The following is a 14504-nucleotide window of genomic DNA, read 5'->3' as shown; positions in this document are numbered from 1 at the left end:
TTCCCTCTCAGCCCAGCAGGACGTCGTCGTCGCCGAGACGCTTGAGTTCGCGGTAGAGAATCGCGAGTCCGGTCACGATCGCGGCGGCGGAGACCGCGGCGTCGATCAGGCGCAGCGTGTCGCTGTCCTGGCGGGCCATCCTCGCCTGCTTGACGACGCTGAGTGCGCCGAAGGCGGTGGTGCCCAGGGACACGTACACGCCGGACTTGGACTTCTTGAAGTTCTTGGCCTTCTTAGCCATTGCGCTCATAGTGACGGAGCCTCCTCAAGCAGTGGGTGCCCCCACTTTTCCACGAAAGCGGCCTCGACGGCTGCTCCGACCTTGTACAGCCGGTCGTCCTTCATGGCGGGGGCGATGATCTGCAGTCCGACCGGCAGGCCGTCCTCCGGAGCCAGACCGCAGGGCAGCGACATGGCGGAGTTGCCGGCGAGGTTGGTCGGGATGGTGCACAGGTCCGCGAGGTACATCGCCATCGGGTCGTCGGCGCGCTCGCCGATCGGGAAGGCGGTGGTGGGCGTCGTCGGGGAGACGATGACGTCCACCTGCTCGAAGGCCTTCTCGAAGTCCTGGGTGATGAGGGTGCGGACCTTCTGGGCCGATCCGTAGTACGCGTCGTAGTAGCCGGAGCTGAGCGCGTACGTACCGAGGATGATGCGGCGCTTGACCTCGTCGCCGAAGCCGGCCTCACGGGTGAGGGCGGTGACGTCCTCGGCGGACCGGGTGCCGTCGTCGCCGACGCGCAGGCCGTAGCGCATGGCGTCGAACCGGGCCAGGTTCGAGGAGCACTCGGACGGCGCGATCAGGTAGTACGCCGAGAGGGCGAGGTCGAAGGACGGGCAGTCCAGCTCGACGACCGTGGCGCCGAGCGACTTCAGCAGCTCGACCGACTCGTTGAAGCGCTGGACGACACCGGCCTGGTAGCCCTCGCCCGCGAACTGCTTGACGACACCGACGCGCATGCCCTGGACGGAGCCGTTGCGCGCGGCCTCGACGACCGGCGGGACCGGGGCGTCGATGGACGTCGAGTCCATCGGGTCGTGTCCGGCGATCACCTCGTGCAGCAGCGCCGCGTCCAGGACCGTACGGGCACAGGGGCCGCCCTGGTCGAGGGAGGAGGAGAAGGCGACCATGCCGTAGCGGGAGACGCCGCCGTAGGTGGGCTTGACGCCGACGGTGCCGGTGACGGCGGCGGGCTGGCGGATGGAGCCGCCGGTGTCCGTGCCGATGGCCAGCGGCGCCTCGAAGGAGGCCAGCGCCGCGGCGGAGCCGCCGCCGGAGCCGCCCGGGATGCGGGTGAGGTCCCAGGGGTTGCCGGTCGGACCGTACGCGCTGTTCTCGGTGGAGGACCCCATGGCGAACTCGTCCATGTTGGTCTTGCCGAGGATGACGACGTCGGCCGCCTTCAGCTTCTTGGTGAGGGTCGCGTCGTACGGCGGGACCCAGCCCTCGAGGATCTTCGAACCGACGGTCGTCGGCATGTCCTGCGTGGTGAAGATGTCCTTGAGCGCGAGCGGGACGCCGGCCAGCGGGCCGAGCTTCTCGCCCGCCTCACGCTTGGCGTCGACGGCGCGGGCCTGCGCGAGCGCACCCTCGCGGTCGACGTGCAGGAAGGCGTGGACCTTCTCGTCGACGGCGTCGATCCGGGCCAGGTGGGCCTCGGTGACATCGACGGCCGTCAGCTCGCCGGAGGCGATCTTCGCGGCGGTCTCGGCCGCGGTGAGCTTGATGATGATGCTGATGTCCGTCATGGCTGTTAGTCCTCCCCCAGGATCTGCGGCACCTTGAAACGCTGCTGCTCCTGGGCCGGGGCGCCGGAGAGTGCCTGCGCGGGGGTGAGAGACGGACGGACCTCGTCCGCGCGCATGACGTTCGTCAGCGGCAGCGGGTGGGAGGTCGGCGGTACGTCTTGGTCGGCGACCTCGGAGACGCGGGCGACCGCGCCGATGATGTCGTCGAGCTGACCGGCGAAGTGCTCGAGCTCTTCGCCCTTCAGCTCCAGACGCGCCAGCCGGGCGAGGTGGGCGACCTCCTCGCGCGTGATGCCAGGCATGCAGCGATCCTCAGGGGTTGGTGTGCGGTTTTCGCCCAATCCTATGGGGTCGCGGCCCACTGCCCCGCCTGCTGTCCCGGCTGCGGCCCGGTGACCCCGCTCCGGCCGCGCCGAGCCCTCACCGCGATTGAGGACAAAACAGCCACCGGCCCACCCCGGCACCCGTGCTCACGCCCCCACCGGGGCCACCCCGGTGCGTGTCCTCAGGCCGTCGCCGGGCCGGTCACCGCTCTCCCGGCCGGGCGCTGCTGCTCCGCCTCGGGCTGCATCGCCGCCGCCGCGGCGGCCGCGGCCGCCAGCTCCGCGGGCCGCCGCCACCCGTGTTCGCCACGCGCCCGCAGCCAGGCCGTCGTCTCCTGCGGCGGCATCGCGGCGGCGACGAGCCACCCCTGCACCGCGTCGCAGCGCAGGTCCCGCAGCCGTTCCCAGGTCTCGTCGTCCTCGACGCCCTCGGCGACGACGAGCAGGCCGAGCGAGTGGGCCAGGTCGATGGTGCAGCGGACGATCTCCGCGTCCTCGTTGTCGACGGCCAGCCGGGCCACGAACGAGCGGTCGATCTTCAGTTCGCTGACCGGCAGCTTGCGGAGGTGGACCAGGGAGGAGTAGCCGGTGCCGAAGTCGTCGAGTGACATCTTCACCCCGTGCCCGGTCAGGCCGGCCAGGGTGTCGGCGGCCCGCTGCGGGTCCTCCAGCAGGACGTGCTCGGTTATCTCCAGCTGCAGCGCACCGGCCGGGACGCCGTGCCGGGCGAGCCGGGCGGCGACGCTGCCCGCGAAGCCAGGTGTGTGGACGTCGCGCGGCGACACGTTGACGGCGACGGGCACGAACAGTCCCTGCGCCCGCCACCGGGCCACCTGGGCGAGCGCCGTCTCCAGCACGTACTCGGTGAGGTGCGGCATCAGACCGGACGATTCCGCGATCGCGATGAACTCGTCCGGGGGGACTCTCCCCCGCTCCGGATGCACCCAGCGTACGAGCGCCTCGAGGCCGGCGACCTGGCCGTCGAAGCGGACCTTCGGCTGGTAGTGGAGCTCCACCTCCCGGGCGTCCAGGGCACGGCGGAGATCACCCAGCAGACCGAGGCGGTCGGGGGTGTTGCTGTCCCGCTTCGACTCGTACACCTCGACGCCCGTGCGGTCCCGCTTGGCCTGGTACATGGCCACGTCCGCCCGCCGCAGCAGCCCTTCGGCGTCCAGCGCGTGGTCGGGGTGCACCGCGACACCGGCGCTCGCCTCCAGCACCAGCGTGAGCCCGTCGAGGTCGAGGGGCGAGGAGAGCTCGGCGACCAGGTGGCGTGCCACGCGCTGGGCGCTGGTGATGGAGTCCGCGGTCGGCAGCAGTACGGCGAACTCGTCGCCGCCCAGCCGCGCGGCCTCCGCCCCGCGCGGCAGGGCGATCCGCAGCCGGTCGGCGATCTGGAGCAGGAGCCGGTCCCCGGCCAGGTGGCCGAGGGTGTCGTTGACGGCGCGGAACCGGTCGAGGTCGATGAGGACGAGGGCCGATCTGGTGCCGGTGTTCCCGGCCTCCTCCAGCGCCGTCCACGTCCTCTCCAGCAGCCACTGACGATTGGGCAGACCGGTCAGAGGATCCCTCAGCTGCTCCTCGGCCCGTGCGCGGGCGATCCAGAGCGTGGAGTCGAGGGCGATCAGCGGGATGGCGAAGAGCGGCAGCAGCACGGGCACGGCCGAGGCCACGACACAGATGAGCGGGGCGATGCCGAGCAGGGCGACCGCGACGAGTCCCTGACGCAGGAGCGCCGTGCGGGCGATCGTCGGCAGCCCGCCGCTCTGGGACGCCTGTGCGCACCAGAGCAGGGCCCGGGTGACGAGGAGGTACGTCGACGCGGCGAGCAGGACTTCCGGTACGGCGCCGATCCCCCAGTGGAGTGGCTGCCAGGGGTCCTCGACGGTCGGTACGTTCCCGAACGCGGACAGGACGAGCGCGGCGGCCCCTATGCCGAGTATGTCGACGGCGCCGTGCAGCAGGCCCTGCCGCCAGCGGTGCCGCCTGGCCGTGCCGACGAGCACCACGACGACGAGGCTGACCAGGCCGGCGGGCACCCAGCCGTAGAGCAGCAGCACCGCAAGGGTGAGGGCGGCACCGGAACCGGTGCCGCCCCACCAGCGGTCGCGCCCGAGGGCCACCAGATGCCCGACGATGATCCCGGTGAGCAGGGCGAGCGACCAGCCCGCTGTGCCGTCCGGGAAGAGTGCGTGTCCGTCGCGGACCGTCCGGTAGAAGCCGGTCGCCAGCTGGACGGCGGCGACCGCCACGACGACGGCCCCCACTTTCGAAGTGAGGCCCGCGAAACCTCGCAGCCGCGACACCACCGCGGCACTCTCGGTCGGTTTCATTCCGTCCCTCTCACAGCCGGCGGTGCCGATGTCCCACAGTGGGCCCCGCTCCCATGCCACCACGACCCGATTCCCACCACGCGGCCGGGCACGGCAGGGGCACGCTCAACAGTAGGCCGCCGAGGGCCCGCAGGGGCAGCGCTCTGCAGCTCTTGCCCGAATGCGGACCTGGCACCCCTCACCCTCTGATATGCGCCGAACGGGTGGTACCGGCCGGACCTCTCGCTCCCCTCACGTCCGCTTTCTTCCCCCGTCGCCCACGGCCACTCCCCGGCTGCGTCTCGATCGCGCCTCGATCACGCATCGGCGGGCACAGCGGCCTCACGCGCCGCGTCCGGCCCCTGGGCGAGGAGCACGGCGAAGCCGTCCTCGTCCAGGACGGGCACCTTCAGTTGCATCGCCTTGTCGTACTTCGAACCAGGGTTCTCCCCGACCACCACGAAGGACGTCTTCTTCGAGACAGATCCGGTCACCTTCGCTCCACGGCTCTGGAGCGCGTCTTTCGCGCCATCCCTGGTGTGCGTCGCGAGGGTGCCGGTGACCACGACGGTGAGGCCCTCGAGCGGCCGGGGTCCCTCGTCCTCGCCCGCGCCCTCGTCCTCCGTCCGGACCCCGGCCTCCCGCCACTTGCGCAGGATCTCGCGGTGCCACTCCTCGGCGAACCACTGCTTGACCGAGGCCGCGATGATCGGCCCGACCCCGTCCGCCGCGGCCAGTTCCTCCTCGGACGCCTCGTCGATGCGGTCGATGGACCGGAACTGCCGGGCCAGCTCCTCGGCGGCCACGGGGCCGACGTGGCGGATGGAGAGCCCCGTGAGGATCCGCGCCAGCGGAGCCTGCCGGGCCGCCGCGATGCCCTCCAGCATGCCCAGGGCGTTCTTCCTCGGTTCGCCCTGCTGGTTGGCGAAGACCGTCGCGATCTTCTCCTCACCGGTCTTCGGGTCGCGCTTGGGGAGTCCGCTGTCCGGATCCAGCACATAGGCCCGGATCGGCAGCAACTGCTCCACCGTCAGGCCGAAGAGGTCGCCCTCGTCCCGCAGGGGCGGCTCGGCGGGTTCCAGCGGCTTGGTCAGGGCGGCGGCCGCGACATAGCCGAAATGGTCGATGTCCAGGCACTTGCGGCCCGCGAGATAGGCCAGCCGCTCCCGCAACTGGGCAGGGCAGGAACGCGCGTTGGGGCAGCGGAGGTCGATGTCGCCCTCCTTCATGGGGCGCAGCTCCGTCCCGCACTCGGGGCACTCGGACGGCATGACGAAGGCGCGCTCGCTCCCGTCACGCAGATCGACGACCGGTCCGAGGATCTCCGGGATGACGTCGCCCGCCTTGCGGAGCACCACCGTGTCGCCGATCAGGACGCCCTTGGCCTTCACCACGTTCTGGTTGTGCAGGGTGGCGAACTCGACCTCGGAACCGGCCACCTCGACCGGCTCCACCTGCGCGTACGGGGTGACCCTGCCGGTGCGCCCGACACCGACCCGGATGTTGACCAGCTTGGTGTTGACCTCCTCCGGCGCGTACTTCCACGCGATCGCCCAGCGCGGGGCACGGGAGGTGGAGCCGAGCCGGCCCTGGAGCGGGATCTCGTCGAGTTTGACGACGACCCCGTCGATCTCGTGCTCCACGGAGTGGCGGTTCTCACCGAAGTACGCGATGAACTCCCTCACGCCGTCGAGGGAGTCGACCACCTTGTTGTGCCGGGCGGTCGGCAGGCCCCACTCGCGCAGCAGCTCGTAGGCCTGCGACAGGCGGTCGATGTCGAAGCCCTCGCGGGCGCCGATGCCGTGCACGACCATGTGGAGCGGGCGGGTGGCGGTGACCTTCGGGTCCTTCTGGCGCAGCGAACCCGCCGCCGCGTTGCGCGGGTTGGCGAAGGGTTTGTCGTCGGCCTCGACCAGCCGGGCGTTGAGCCCTTCGAAGGCCTCCATCGGGAAGAAGACCTCGCCGCGGATCTCGACGAGCGCGGGGATCCGGTCGCCCGTGAGCCGGTGCGGGATCTCCGCGATCGTGCGGACGTTGGGGGTGATGTCCTCGCCGGTGCGCCCGTCGCCGCGGGTCGCGGCGCGGGTCAGCCTGCCGTGCTCGTAGGTGAGGTTGACCGCGAGTCCGTCCACCTTGAGCTCGCACAGGAAGTGGTGGCCGGGTGTGCCCACGTCCCTGGCGACGCGCTCGGCCCAGGCGGCCAGCTCCTCGTCGTCGAAGGCGTTGTCCAGGGAGAGCATGCGCTCGCGGTGCTCGACGGAGGTGAATTCCGTGGTGTACGGCCCCGCAACCTTCTGGGTCGGCGAGTCCGGCGTGCGCAGCTGCGGGTACGCGTCCTCGACGGCCTCCAGCGCGCGCATCAGCCGGTCGAACTCGGCGTCGCTGACGACGGGCTGGTCCTTCACGTAGTACCGGAAGCGGTGCTCCTCGATCTGCTCGGCGAGGAGCGCGTGCTGCTCCTGCGCCTGTGCCGGCACACCGGTCAGCCGCTGTGCCTGCTGTTCGCCCGCCATCGTCCCGTTCCTCCCGTTGACCCGTTACTCAGGGTTGTCTGCGAGCGACCTCGCGGCCCGGGCGCAGTGGGCGAGCGCGGCGCGCGCGTACGCGGGCGACGCCCCCGCGAGCCCGCAGGACGGGGTGATCACGACGGACTCGGTGAGAGTCCCCGGATTGAATCCCAGCCTGCTCCACAACGTCCTGACACCCATGACGCTACCGCCAGGGTCCGACAATGCGGTCGAGGCCGCGTCGACTCCGGGAACCACGCCGAGGAAGAGCTGGGTGCCGCCTTCGACGGCCTCACCGATCGCCTCCTCCTCACGCTCGGTGAGGAGGGAGAAATCGAAGGAGACGGCGTCGGCCCCGGCGCGGCGCAGCAGGGCGAAGGGCACCTCGGGGGCGCACGAGTGGACCGCCGTCGGTCCCTCGCCGTTCACCGCGAGCAGATCGCGCAGGGTTCCTTCGACGACTTGTCGGTCCACGGCTCGGTAGGTGCGGTATCCGCTCGCCGACCTGACCCGGCCCAGCAGCACGGCGGTCAGGGAGGGCTCGTCCAGCTGGAGGACGACCTCGGCGCCGGGCACCCGGCGCCGGACCTCGGCGAGGTGGCCGCGGAGTCCCTCTGCCAGCGAACCGGCCAGGTCACGGCAGGCGCCCGGGTCCGCGAGCATCGCCTCGCCGCCCCGCAGCTCCAGGCCCGCGGCCAGGGTCCAGGGGCCGACGGCCTGGACCTTGAGCAGCCCTTCGTAGCCCTGGGTGTACTCCTCCAGGGCGTCGAGGTCCTCGCCGAGCCACGACCGCGCGCGCCGGGTGTCGCGGCCGGGACGGTCGCTGATCCGCCAGCCGCTGGGCTCGACGTGGCCGTACATCTCGACGAGCAGTCCTATGGTCCGCCCGGTCATGTCCGCACCGGGGCCGCGCGCGGGCAGCTCCGCCAGGTACGGCATGCCCTGTCCGTCGCCGAAGGACCCGGCGACGGTCCTGGCCGCTTCCCGTGCGTCTCCGCCCGGCATGGACCCGATACCGGTGGCGGCGCACCCGCTGAACTTGCTCTTCTCACTCACGCGGAGAGCCTACGGGCCGCGCGGTCCCCGGACTGTCAGCGGCCTGGGCGGACCGTCAGGTTGTTGATCTCGGCGTCGCGCGGCAGGTCGATGGCCAGCAGGATCGTGGTGGCCACGGACTCCGGGTCGATCCAGCGGGAGGCGTCGTACTCCTTGCCCTCCTGCTGGTGGACCTTGGCCTGCATGGGGCTGGCGGTGCGCCCGGGGAAGACGGACGTGACCCGCACGCCGTTGCCGTGCTCCTCGTGGCGCAGCGAGTCGGCGAGGGCCTTGAGGCCGTGCTTGCTCGCGGCGTACGCGCCCCACTCGGCGTGCGCCTCGAGCCCGGCGCCCGAGTTCACGAAGACGACCTGGCCGTGCGAGACGCGCAGTTGCGGCAGCAGCAGCCGGGTCAGCTCGGCGGGGGCGATCAGGTTGGCGTTGAGCTGGAAGTGCCAGGCCTTGGGGGTGAGGTCGCCGATCCGGCCGAGCTCGACGACGCCCGCGATGTGCAGCAGCGAGTCGAGGCGTTCGGGCATCGGCTGCTGCCCGAACGCCCAGGAGAGCCGGTCGGGGTTGCCGAGGTCGCCGACGAGCGTGCGCGCCCCCGGGTGGAGTGCGGCGAGCTCTTTGGCGCGTCCCGCGTCCCGGGCGAGCAGCACGAGGTCGTCGCCGCGTTCCCGCAGGCGCCGGGCGACGGCTGCGCCGATACCGGAGCCGGCGCCGGTGATGAGGTGAGTAGGCATGGCCTCATGCTGTCATCCCGGCCGGGCGTCACAGCCGGCCGGCCCAGTGCGTCGGAGCGGACCGGCCCGGTGCGTCACAGCAGGCCGGCCGACTCCTCCAGGTAGGCGAGCGCCCCGACGCCGTCCTTGGCGAAGAAGACGAGCTCGGTGAGGGGCAGCGGCAGGAAGCCCTCGTCCTCCATGCGCTGGAACTGCTGGCGCAGACCGTCGTAGAACCCGGCCGTGTTCAGCAGGACGACGGGCTTGGTGTGCTTGCCGTGCTTCTTCAGCTCCAGGATCTCCGTGGCCTCGTCGAGGGTCCCCGTGCCGCCGACCATGATGACGATCGCGTCGGACTTCTCCAGGAGCAGCGCCTTGCGCTCGGCCAGGTCCCCGGCGATCACCATCTCGTCGGCGTTCGTCCGCGCCTTCGCCGCCAGGAAGTCCACCGACACCCCGACCAGCCGCCCGCCGGACTCCTGCACCCCGTCGGCGACGACCTTCATGAGTCCGCTCTCCGATCCGCCCCAGACCAGGGTGTGCCCGCCCCGGCCCAGCAGCTCGGCGAATTCCCGGGCCGGCACGGTGTAGCGCTCGTCGAGGTCGGCGGCGGAGAGGAAGACGCAGATATTCATGGAGACACCGTACGACCGGCCCGCGCCCCGGGAAGAAACCGGCCTGCCGGGCGGCTGAAGCACATATGACCTCCACCGCAGGACACACCATCACCGTCGAACCCGCTGCCGTGCACGTGCGTGCGGTGCACGACGGGCAGGTGCTCGCCGAGAGCCGCCGCCCGCTGGTGCTGCGCGAGACGGGCTGTCCCGACCGCTACTACCTGCCGCCCGGGGACGTCCGTACCGAACTGCTGACGCCCTCCGGTACCCGTACGCACTGCCCCTTCAAGGGCGACGCCTCCTACTGGTCCCGGCCCGGCGCGGCGGACCTCGTCTGGGCCTATCCGGAGCCCAGGGAGCAAGTCGCCGCGATCAAGGACCACTTCTGCTTCTACGCCACGGATGTGGTGACCGGCTGACCGTCGGAAATATTTCTCCGCCGCACCGATGAGTTCCTTGCGCCGGTGCGGTCCACCCCCACATGGACATGACTCTCTCCCGCGACGGCACCTCGATCGCGTATCGCCGGCGGGGCGACGGGCCGCCGGTCGTCCTGGTCGGCGGGGCACTGAGCACCGCGGCGACCGAGGAACCGCTGGCCGCCCTGCTGGCACCGCGCTTCACGGTCGTCACCTACGACCGCCGGGGACGCGGCGCCAGCGGTGACGGCGGGCCGTACGCGGTGCGCCGGGAGGTCGAGGACCTGGCCGCGGTGATGAGCCGGGCGGGAGGGCGGGCGTCGCTGTTCGGCATGCTGTCGGGCGGGGCGCTGGCACTGGAGGCGCAGGCCTCGGGGCTGCCGGTGGATCTCCTCGCGGTCTACGAACCGCCCTACTCCCCGGGGCCGGCCGGTCTCCTGTACAAGTCACGCTGCACGGCGCGGCTGCACCGGATGCTGTCCATAGGGGACCGTGACGGCGCCGTCGCCCTGTACATGTCGCAGACCGGTGTCCCGGAGACGACGATCGCCCGGATGCGCCACGCCCCGGTATGGGCCGGTCTGAAAGCGCTGGCGCACACCCTGGCGTACGACGACGCGCTGCTGGGCAACGGCGCACTCCCGGCCGGCCGGTTCTCGTCCGTCACGGCGCGCACGCTGGTGGTGAGCGGCGGCTTCAGCCCCACCCCGATGCGCGAGATGACGCATGCCCTCGCGGCGGCGATCCCCCGCGCGCGGCACCGCACCCTGACGGGCCAGACCCGGGAGCTGGCGCCGCAGGCGATCGCCCCGGTCCTGGCGGACTTCTTCGCCCGGGACGTGATCGCGCACCGGGCGTCGTAGGCGTGGCACCGGGCCGGGTCGTCGCAGGGGAGCGACCCGTCCCGGGGCCCGTGGATCAGCCGGCCGCCGCCGCCTTCTCGCGCCTGACCGTCGTCGCGATCGTGGCGGACCCGACGACCCGGGTGCCGTCGTACAGCACGACGGCCTGGCCGGGAGCCACACCCCGTACGGGCTCGGTGAACGAGACGTGCAGGGTGCCGTCGACCAGCTCCGCCGTCACCTCGGTCTCGCCGCCGTGCGCGCGGAGCTGCGCGGTGTACGTGCCGGGGCCGGACGGGGCCGTGCCGCACCAGCGGGGCTTGATCGCCGTCAGGGCGGTGACGTCGAGGGCCTCGACCGGGCCGACCGTCACCGTGTTGTTCACCGGGGAGATGTCCAGGACGTAGCGGGGCTTGCCGTCGGGGGCCGGGTGGCCGATGCGCAGCCCCTTGCGCTGGCCGATGGTGAAGCCGAAGGCGCCCTCGTGGGTGCCGACCTTCGTACCGGTCTCGTCGACGATGTCCCCCTCGGCCGGGCCACCGAGCCGGCCGGCCAGGAAGCCCTGGGTGTCACCGTCGGCGATGAAGCAGATGTCGTGGCTGTCGGGCTTCTTGGCGACCGCCAGGCCCCGTCGCTCGGCCTCGGCCCGGATCTCGTCCTTGGTGGTGAGGGTGTCGCCGAGCGGGAACATGGCGTGTGCGAGCTGCTTCTCGTCCAGGACGCCGAGGACGTAGCTCTGGTCCTTGGCCATGTCCGAGGCGCGGTGCATCTCCCGGGTGCCGTCCTCCCTGAGCACGACCGTCGCGTAGTGGCCCGTGCACACCGCGTCGAAGCCGAGGGCCAGCGCCTTGTCGAGCAGCGCGGCGAACTTGATCTTCTCGTTGCAGCGCAAGCAGGGGTTGGGCGTGCGCCCTGCCTCGTACTCCGCGACGAAGTCGTCCACGACGTCCTCACGGAAGCGTTCCGCCAGGTCCCAGACGTAGAACGGGATGCCGATGACGTCCGCCGCGCGGCGGGCGTCCCGGGAGTCCTCGATGGTGCAACAGCCGCGCGCCCCGGTACGGAAGGACTGCGGGTTCGCGGAGAGGGCGAGGTGCACACCGGTCACGTCGTGGCCTGCCTCGGCGGCACGGGCCGCGGCGACGGCGGAGTCGACTCCGCCGGACATGGCGGCGAGCACGCGGAGGGGGCGCTGGGAGGTCTGAGTCATAGCTCATCCAGAGTACGGGGCCCCGGGAACCGAATGCGCGCGGATAAGCGTTGACGATCATATGGGGACACGAGGGAAGGCCGAAGGATCCGGAAGCGGATCGCGCGGCGTCAGCAGACGCACGCTGCTGATCGGCGGCGGCGCGGCTGCCCTGGGCACGGCCGCGCTGGCGGTGGACGACGTCCGGCGCGTCTGGTGGCGGGTGCCGGGCGTGGAGAAGCCCCGCAAACCGGGTGAGCTGGACTACGCGGGCGCCCGCTGGGTGGCGGCCTCCGAGGCGAACTGGCGGCGGGCCGACCGCCCCGACGACTACGGCGTGGACCGGGTCATCGTCCACGTCACCCAGGGCAGCTTCGCCAGCGCGGTCAAGGTCTTCCAGGACCCGGCGCACCAGGCGGCAACGCACTACATCGTCGGCCAGAACGGCCGCGTGACCCAGATGATCCGCGAGCTCGACGTGGCGTACCACGCGGGTAACCGCTCGTACAACGAACGCAGTATCGGCATCGAGCACGAGGGCTTCGTGGACCGCCCGCAGGACTTCACGCCGGAGATGTACGCGGCGTCGGCCCTGCTGACGGCCGAGATATGCGCGCGGTACGAGCTGCCCGTGGACCGCGAGCACATCATCGGGCACGTCGAGGTGCCGGGCACGGACCACACCGATCCCGGACCCCACTGGGACTGGGACCGCTACATGAAACTGGTCCGCGCCGCCCCGCAACCCCCACACCCCAGCTAACCCCCCGCCCCCCCCGGGTCACGCCGGTCAGCGGGAGCCAGGGGACCAAAAACCGGGCGTTATGTCCGATTCCCGCGTCCCATCGCTCCCAACGACCAGCGGGCGGACGGCGGGGCGGGGCGGGGTTAGCTGAGGCCGGCTGTTCTGGCGCGTTCTACCGCGGGGGCGATGGCCCGGGCGACCTCGGCCACGTCCTCCGCCGTCGAGGTGTGCCCGAGCGAGAAGCGCAGGGTGCCGCGCGCCAGGTCGGGGTCGGTGCCGGTGGCAAGGAGCACGTGGCTGGGCTGGGCGATGCCGGCCGTGCAGGCGGAGCCGGTGGAGCAGGCGATGCCCTGGGCGTCGAGCAGGAGCAGGAGGGAGTCGCCCTCGCAGCCCGGGAAGCTGAAGTGGGCGTTGGCGGGGAGTCGGCCGCCGGGGGCCGGGTCGCCGCCGAGGATCGCGTCGGGGACGGCCCGCAGCACGGCTGCGGCCAGCTCGTCGCGGAGCGCGCCGACCTCGCGGGCGAAGTCCTCACGCCCGTCGTCGGCGAGCCGTCCGGCGACGGCGAACGCGGCGACGGCGGGCACGTCCAGGGTCCCGGAGCGCACCTGCCGTTCCTGCCCGCCGCCGTGCAGCACGGGCACGGGCGTGAAGTCACGGCCGAGCAGCAGTGCGCCGATGCCGAACGGGCCGCCGATCTTGTGCGCGCTGACGGTCATCGCGGCCAGCCCCGACCGGGCGAAGTCGACCTCCAGCTGACCGAAGGCCTGCACCGCATCGGCGTGCATCGGGATGTCGAACTCACGCGCCACTTCGGCCAGTTCACGAATCGGCATGATCGTGCCGATCTCGTTGTTGGCCCACATCACCGTGATCATCGCGATGTCGTCGGGGTCACGGAGGATCGCCTCGCGCAGCGCGTCGGGGTGCACCCGGCCGTACCGGTCGACGGGAAGGTATTCGACGGTCGCGCCTTCGTGCGTGGCGAGCCAGTCGACGGCGTCGAGCACGGCGTGGTGCTCGACAGGGCTCGCCAGGAGCCGGGTGCGCCGGGGGTCGGCGTCGCGGCGGGCCCAGTAGAGGCCCTTCACAGCGAGGTTGTCGGCCTCGGTCCCGCCGGAGGTGAGGACCACCTCGCTGGGGCGTGCGCCGAGCGCGTCGGCGAGAGTCTCTCTGGACTCCTCGACGGTACGGCGGGCCCGGCGCCCGGCGGCGTGCAGTGAGGACGCGTTGCCGGTGACGGCGAGCTGCGCGGTCATCGCCGCGATCGCCTCCGGCAGCATCGGCGTGGTCGCGGCGTGGTCGAGGTAGGCCATGGTGGACCCGATTCTACGAGCCCCCGGCCGGGCGCATCGCGGGCGCATCACGCAGCGGCCCGTCGAGGGCCTCGGGAGCGCGCGCCGCCGCCGCTCATTCCCGGAGCCCGATCCGCCGCCGGACGAGCCGTCGGCCCACCCCTGTCAGCCCCCCAGGCTCCAGGAGACGGTGCCGTTGGCGGTGACCAGGACGCCGAGGACGACGAGGTCGGCGATGCCGAGGGCCAGACCGAGCAGGGCGCGGCCGCGGCGGGCGGTGGAGCGCGCGAGGGCGATGACCGCCATGACGATGGCGGTGGGCCCCAGGAGGATATTCATCACAAGGAGGCCGAGCAGGCCGAGGACGAACGAGGCGACGGCCAGCCCGTCGGCCTCGCGGGAGACCTTCCCGGCTTCACGCCGGGTGCTGCGGGTGAGTGCGGTGGCGAGGGTCATGATGCGGGCTCCTTCGGTTCCGAAGACGTACGGAGGCGGGCCCCGCGCTCAGTGGGGGCGGCGGGCAAGGTGTTCTCGGAGACCGAAGAGTGCGAGCCAGAGACCGATCACGGCCGCGGCGGCGAGGGTGAGAGGGAGCGGAAGGTGCGCGACCGCCCCGAGAACGACCCCCAGCAGGAGCAGGGCGGCGACGAGGACGAACATGTGCGGCCTTTCTGCGAGCAATTGAGAGTACGACTGTTCACTGACTATTGAGTCTAGTCCGCCTACCCCTTCCGGGCCCCGGAGAACGG

15 protein-coding genes are annotated in these 14504 nt (G+C 71.8%); 3 read left to right on the top strand and 12 right to left on the bottom strand.

Annotated features, from left to right (window positions below; genetic code table 11):
• Positions 1 to 7: 7 nt before the first annotated feature.
• The 8 genes from OG927_RS23285 to OG927_RS23250 all read right to left on the bottom strand — a co-directional run bounded on the left by OG927_RS23285 (position 8) and on the right by OG927_RS23250 (position 9286).
• Positions 8 to 250 carry a hypothetical protein gene (locus tag OG927_RS23285; RefSeq protein ID WP_056794577.1) on the bottom strand — a complete coding sequence of 81 codons (243 nt, stop codon included), beginning with the start codon at positions 248 to 250 and terminating at the stop codon, positions 8 to 10.
• Complete coding sequence (gatA, locus tag OG927_RS23280) at positions 247 to 1749, bottom strand: Asp-tRNA(Asn)/Glu-tRNA(Gln) amidotransferase subunit GatA (protein WP_330320720.1); 1503 nt, start codon at positions 1747 to 1749, stop codon at positions 247 to 249. Before gatA ends, OG927_RS23285 begins: the two co-directional genes overlap by 4 nt.
• A gap of 5 nt (positions 1750 to 1754) precedes the next feature.
• Positions 1755 to 2051, bottom strand: coding sequence for an Asp-tRNA(Asn)/Glu-tRNA(Gln) amidotransferase subunit GatC (gene gatC / locus OG927_RS23275; RefSeq protein ID WP_014048481.1), 297 nt, complete (start codon positions 2049 to 2051; stop codon positions 1755 to 1757).
• A gap of 203 nt (positions 2052 to 2254) precedes the next feature.
• The gene (locus tag OG927_RS23270; RefSeq protein ID WP_124281115.1) at positions 2255 to 4405 is read right to left on the bottom strand and encodes a putative bifunctional diguanylate cyclase/phosphodiesterase; all 2151 of its coding nucleotides are present in this window, start codon (positions 4403 to 4405) and stop codon (positions 2255 to 2257) included.
• Positions 4406 to 4701: 296 nt separating this feature from the next.
• Positions 4702 to 6897 carry an NAD-dependent DNA ligase LigA gene (gene ligA, locus OG927_RS23265; RefSeq protein ID WP_056794573.1) on the bottom strand — a complete coding sequence of 732 codons (2196 nt, stop codon included), beginning with the start codon at positions 6895 to 6897 and terminating at the stop codon, positions 4702 to 4704.
• 24 nt (positions 6898 to 6921) lie between these two features.
• A complete protein-coding gene (locus tag OG927_RS23260) occupies positions 6922 to 7947 on the bottom strand; it encodes a methionine synthase (RefSeq protein WP_330320719.1) in 1026 nt (341 codons plus the stop codon).
• A gap of 35 nt (positions 7948 to 7982) precedes the next feature.
• Positions 7983 to 8672: an SDR family oxidoreductase gene (locus OG927_RS23255; RefSeq protein ID WP_056794569.1), complete on the bottom strand. Its 690-nt coding sequence runs from the start codon at positions 8670 to 8672 to the stop codon at positions 7983 to 7985.
• A gap of 74 nt (positions 8673 to 8746) precedes the next feature.
• Entirely contained in the window at positions 8747 to 9286 is a 540-nt protein-coding gene (locus OG927_RS23250) for an LOG family protein (protein ID WP_124281117.1), read from the bottom strand.
• Positions 9287 to 9351: 65 nt separating this feature from the next.
• Here OG927_RS23250 and OG927_RS23245 point away from each other — a divergent pair, with 65 nt between their 5' ends.
• A complete protein-coding gene (locus OG927_RS23245; RefSeq protein WP_056794564.1) occupies positions 9352 to 9687 on the top strand; it encodes a DUF427 domain-containing protein in 336 nt (111 codons plus the stop codon).
• 62 nt (positions 9688 to 9749) lie between these two features.
• A complete protein-coding gene (locus OG927_RS23240; protein WP_056794562.1) occupies positions 9750 to 10550 on the top strand; it encodes an alpha/beta fold hydrolase in 801 nt (266 codons plus the stop codon).
• A gap of 55 nt (positions 10551 to 10605) precedes the next feature.
• Here the strand turns inward: OG927_RS23240 and mnmA are convergent, their stop codons facing one another.
• Entirely contained in the window at positions 10606 to 11739 is a 1134-nt protein-coding gene (gene mnmA / locus OG927_RS23235) for a tRNA 2-thiouridine(34) synthase MnmA (protein ID WP_330320718.1), read from the bottom strand.
• A 61-nt stretch (positions 11740 to 11800) separates the two neighbouring features.
• On the opposite strand from mnmA, the gene OG927_RS23230 reads away from it, so the two are divergent.
• Entirely contained in the window at positions 11801 to 12481 is a 681-nt protein-coding gene (locus tag OG927_RS23230; RefSeq protein WP_056794558.1) for an N-acetylmuramoyl-L-alanine amidase, read from the top strand.
• A gap of 125 nt (positions 12482 to 12606) precedes the next feature.
• Here the strand turns inward: OG927_RS23230 and OG927_RS23225 are convergent, their stop codons facing one another.
• The 3 genes from OG927_RS23225 to OG927_RS23215 all read right to left on the bottom strand — a co-directional run bounded on the left by OG927_RS23225 (position 12607) and on the right by OG927_RS23215 (position 14415).
• Positions 12607 to 13776, bottom strand: a complete 1170-nt coding sequence (locus OG927_RS23225; protein WP_124281118.1) for a cysteine desulfurase family protein — start codon at positions 13774 to 13776, stop codon at positions 12607 to 12609.
• Between the two features lie 144 nt (positions 13777 to 13920).
• Positions 13921 to 14211 carry a hypothetical protein gene (locus tag OG927_RS23220; RefSeq protein ID WP_056794556.1) on the bottom strand — a complete coding sequence of 97 codons (291 nt, stop codon included), beginning with the start codon at positions 14209 to 14211 and terminating at the stop codon, positions 13921 to 13923.
• Positions 14212 to 14259: 48 nt separating this feature from the next.
• On the bottom strand, positions 14260 to 14415 hold the full coding sequence (locus tag OG927_RS23215; protein WP_164494118.1) for a hypothetical protein: 156 nt from the start codon (positions 14413 to 14415) through the stop codon (positions 14260 to 14262).
• Between the last annotated feature and the right edge of the window lie 89 nt (positions 14416 to 14504).

Origin of the sequence: Streptomyces clavifer (assembly GCF_036345975.1) — a bacterium.
Lineage (GTDB): Bacteria > Actinomycetota > Actinomycetes > Streptomycetales > Streptomycetaceae > Streptomyces > Streptomyces clavifer.
This window is presented reverse-complemented; position numbering and strand designations above follow the sequence as displayed.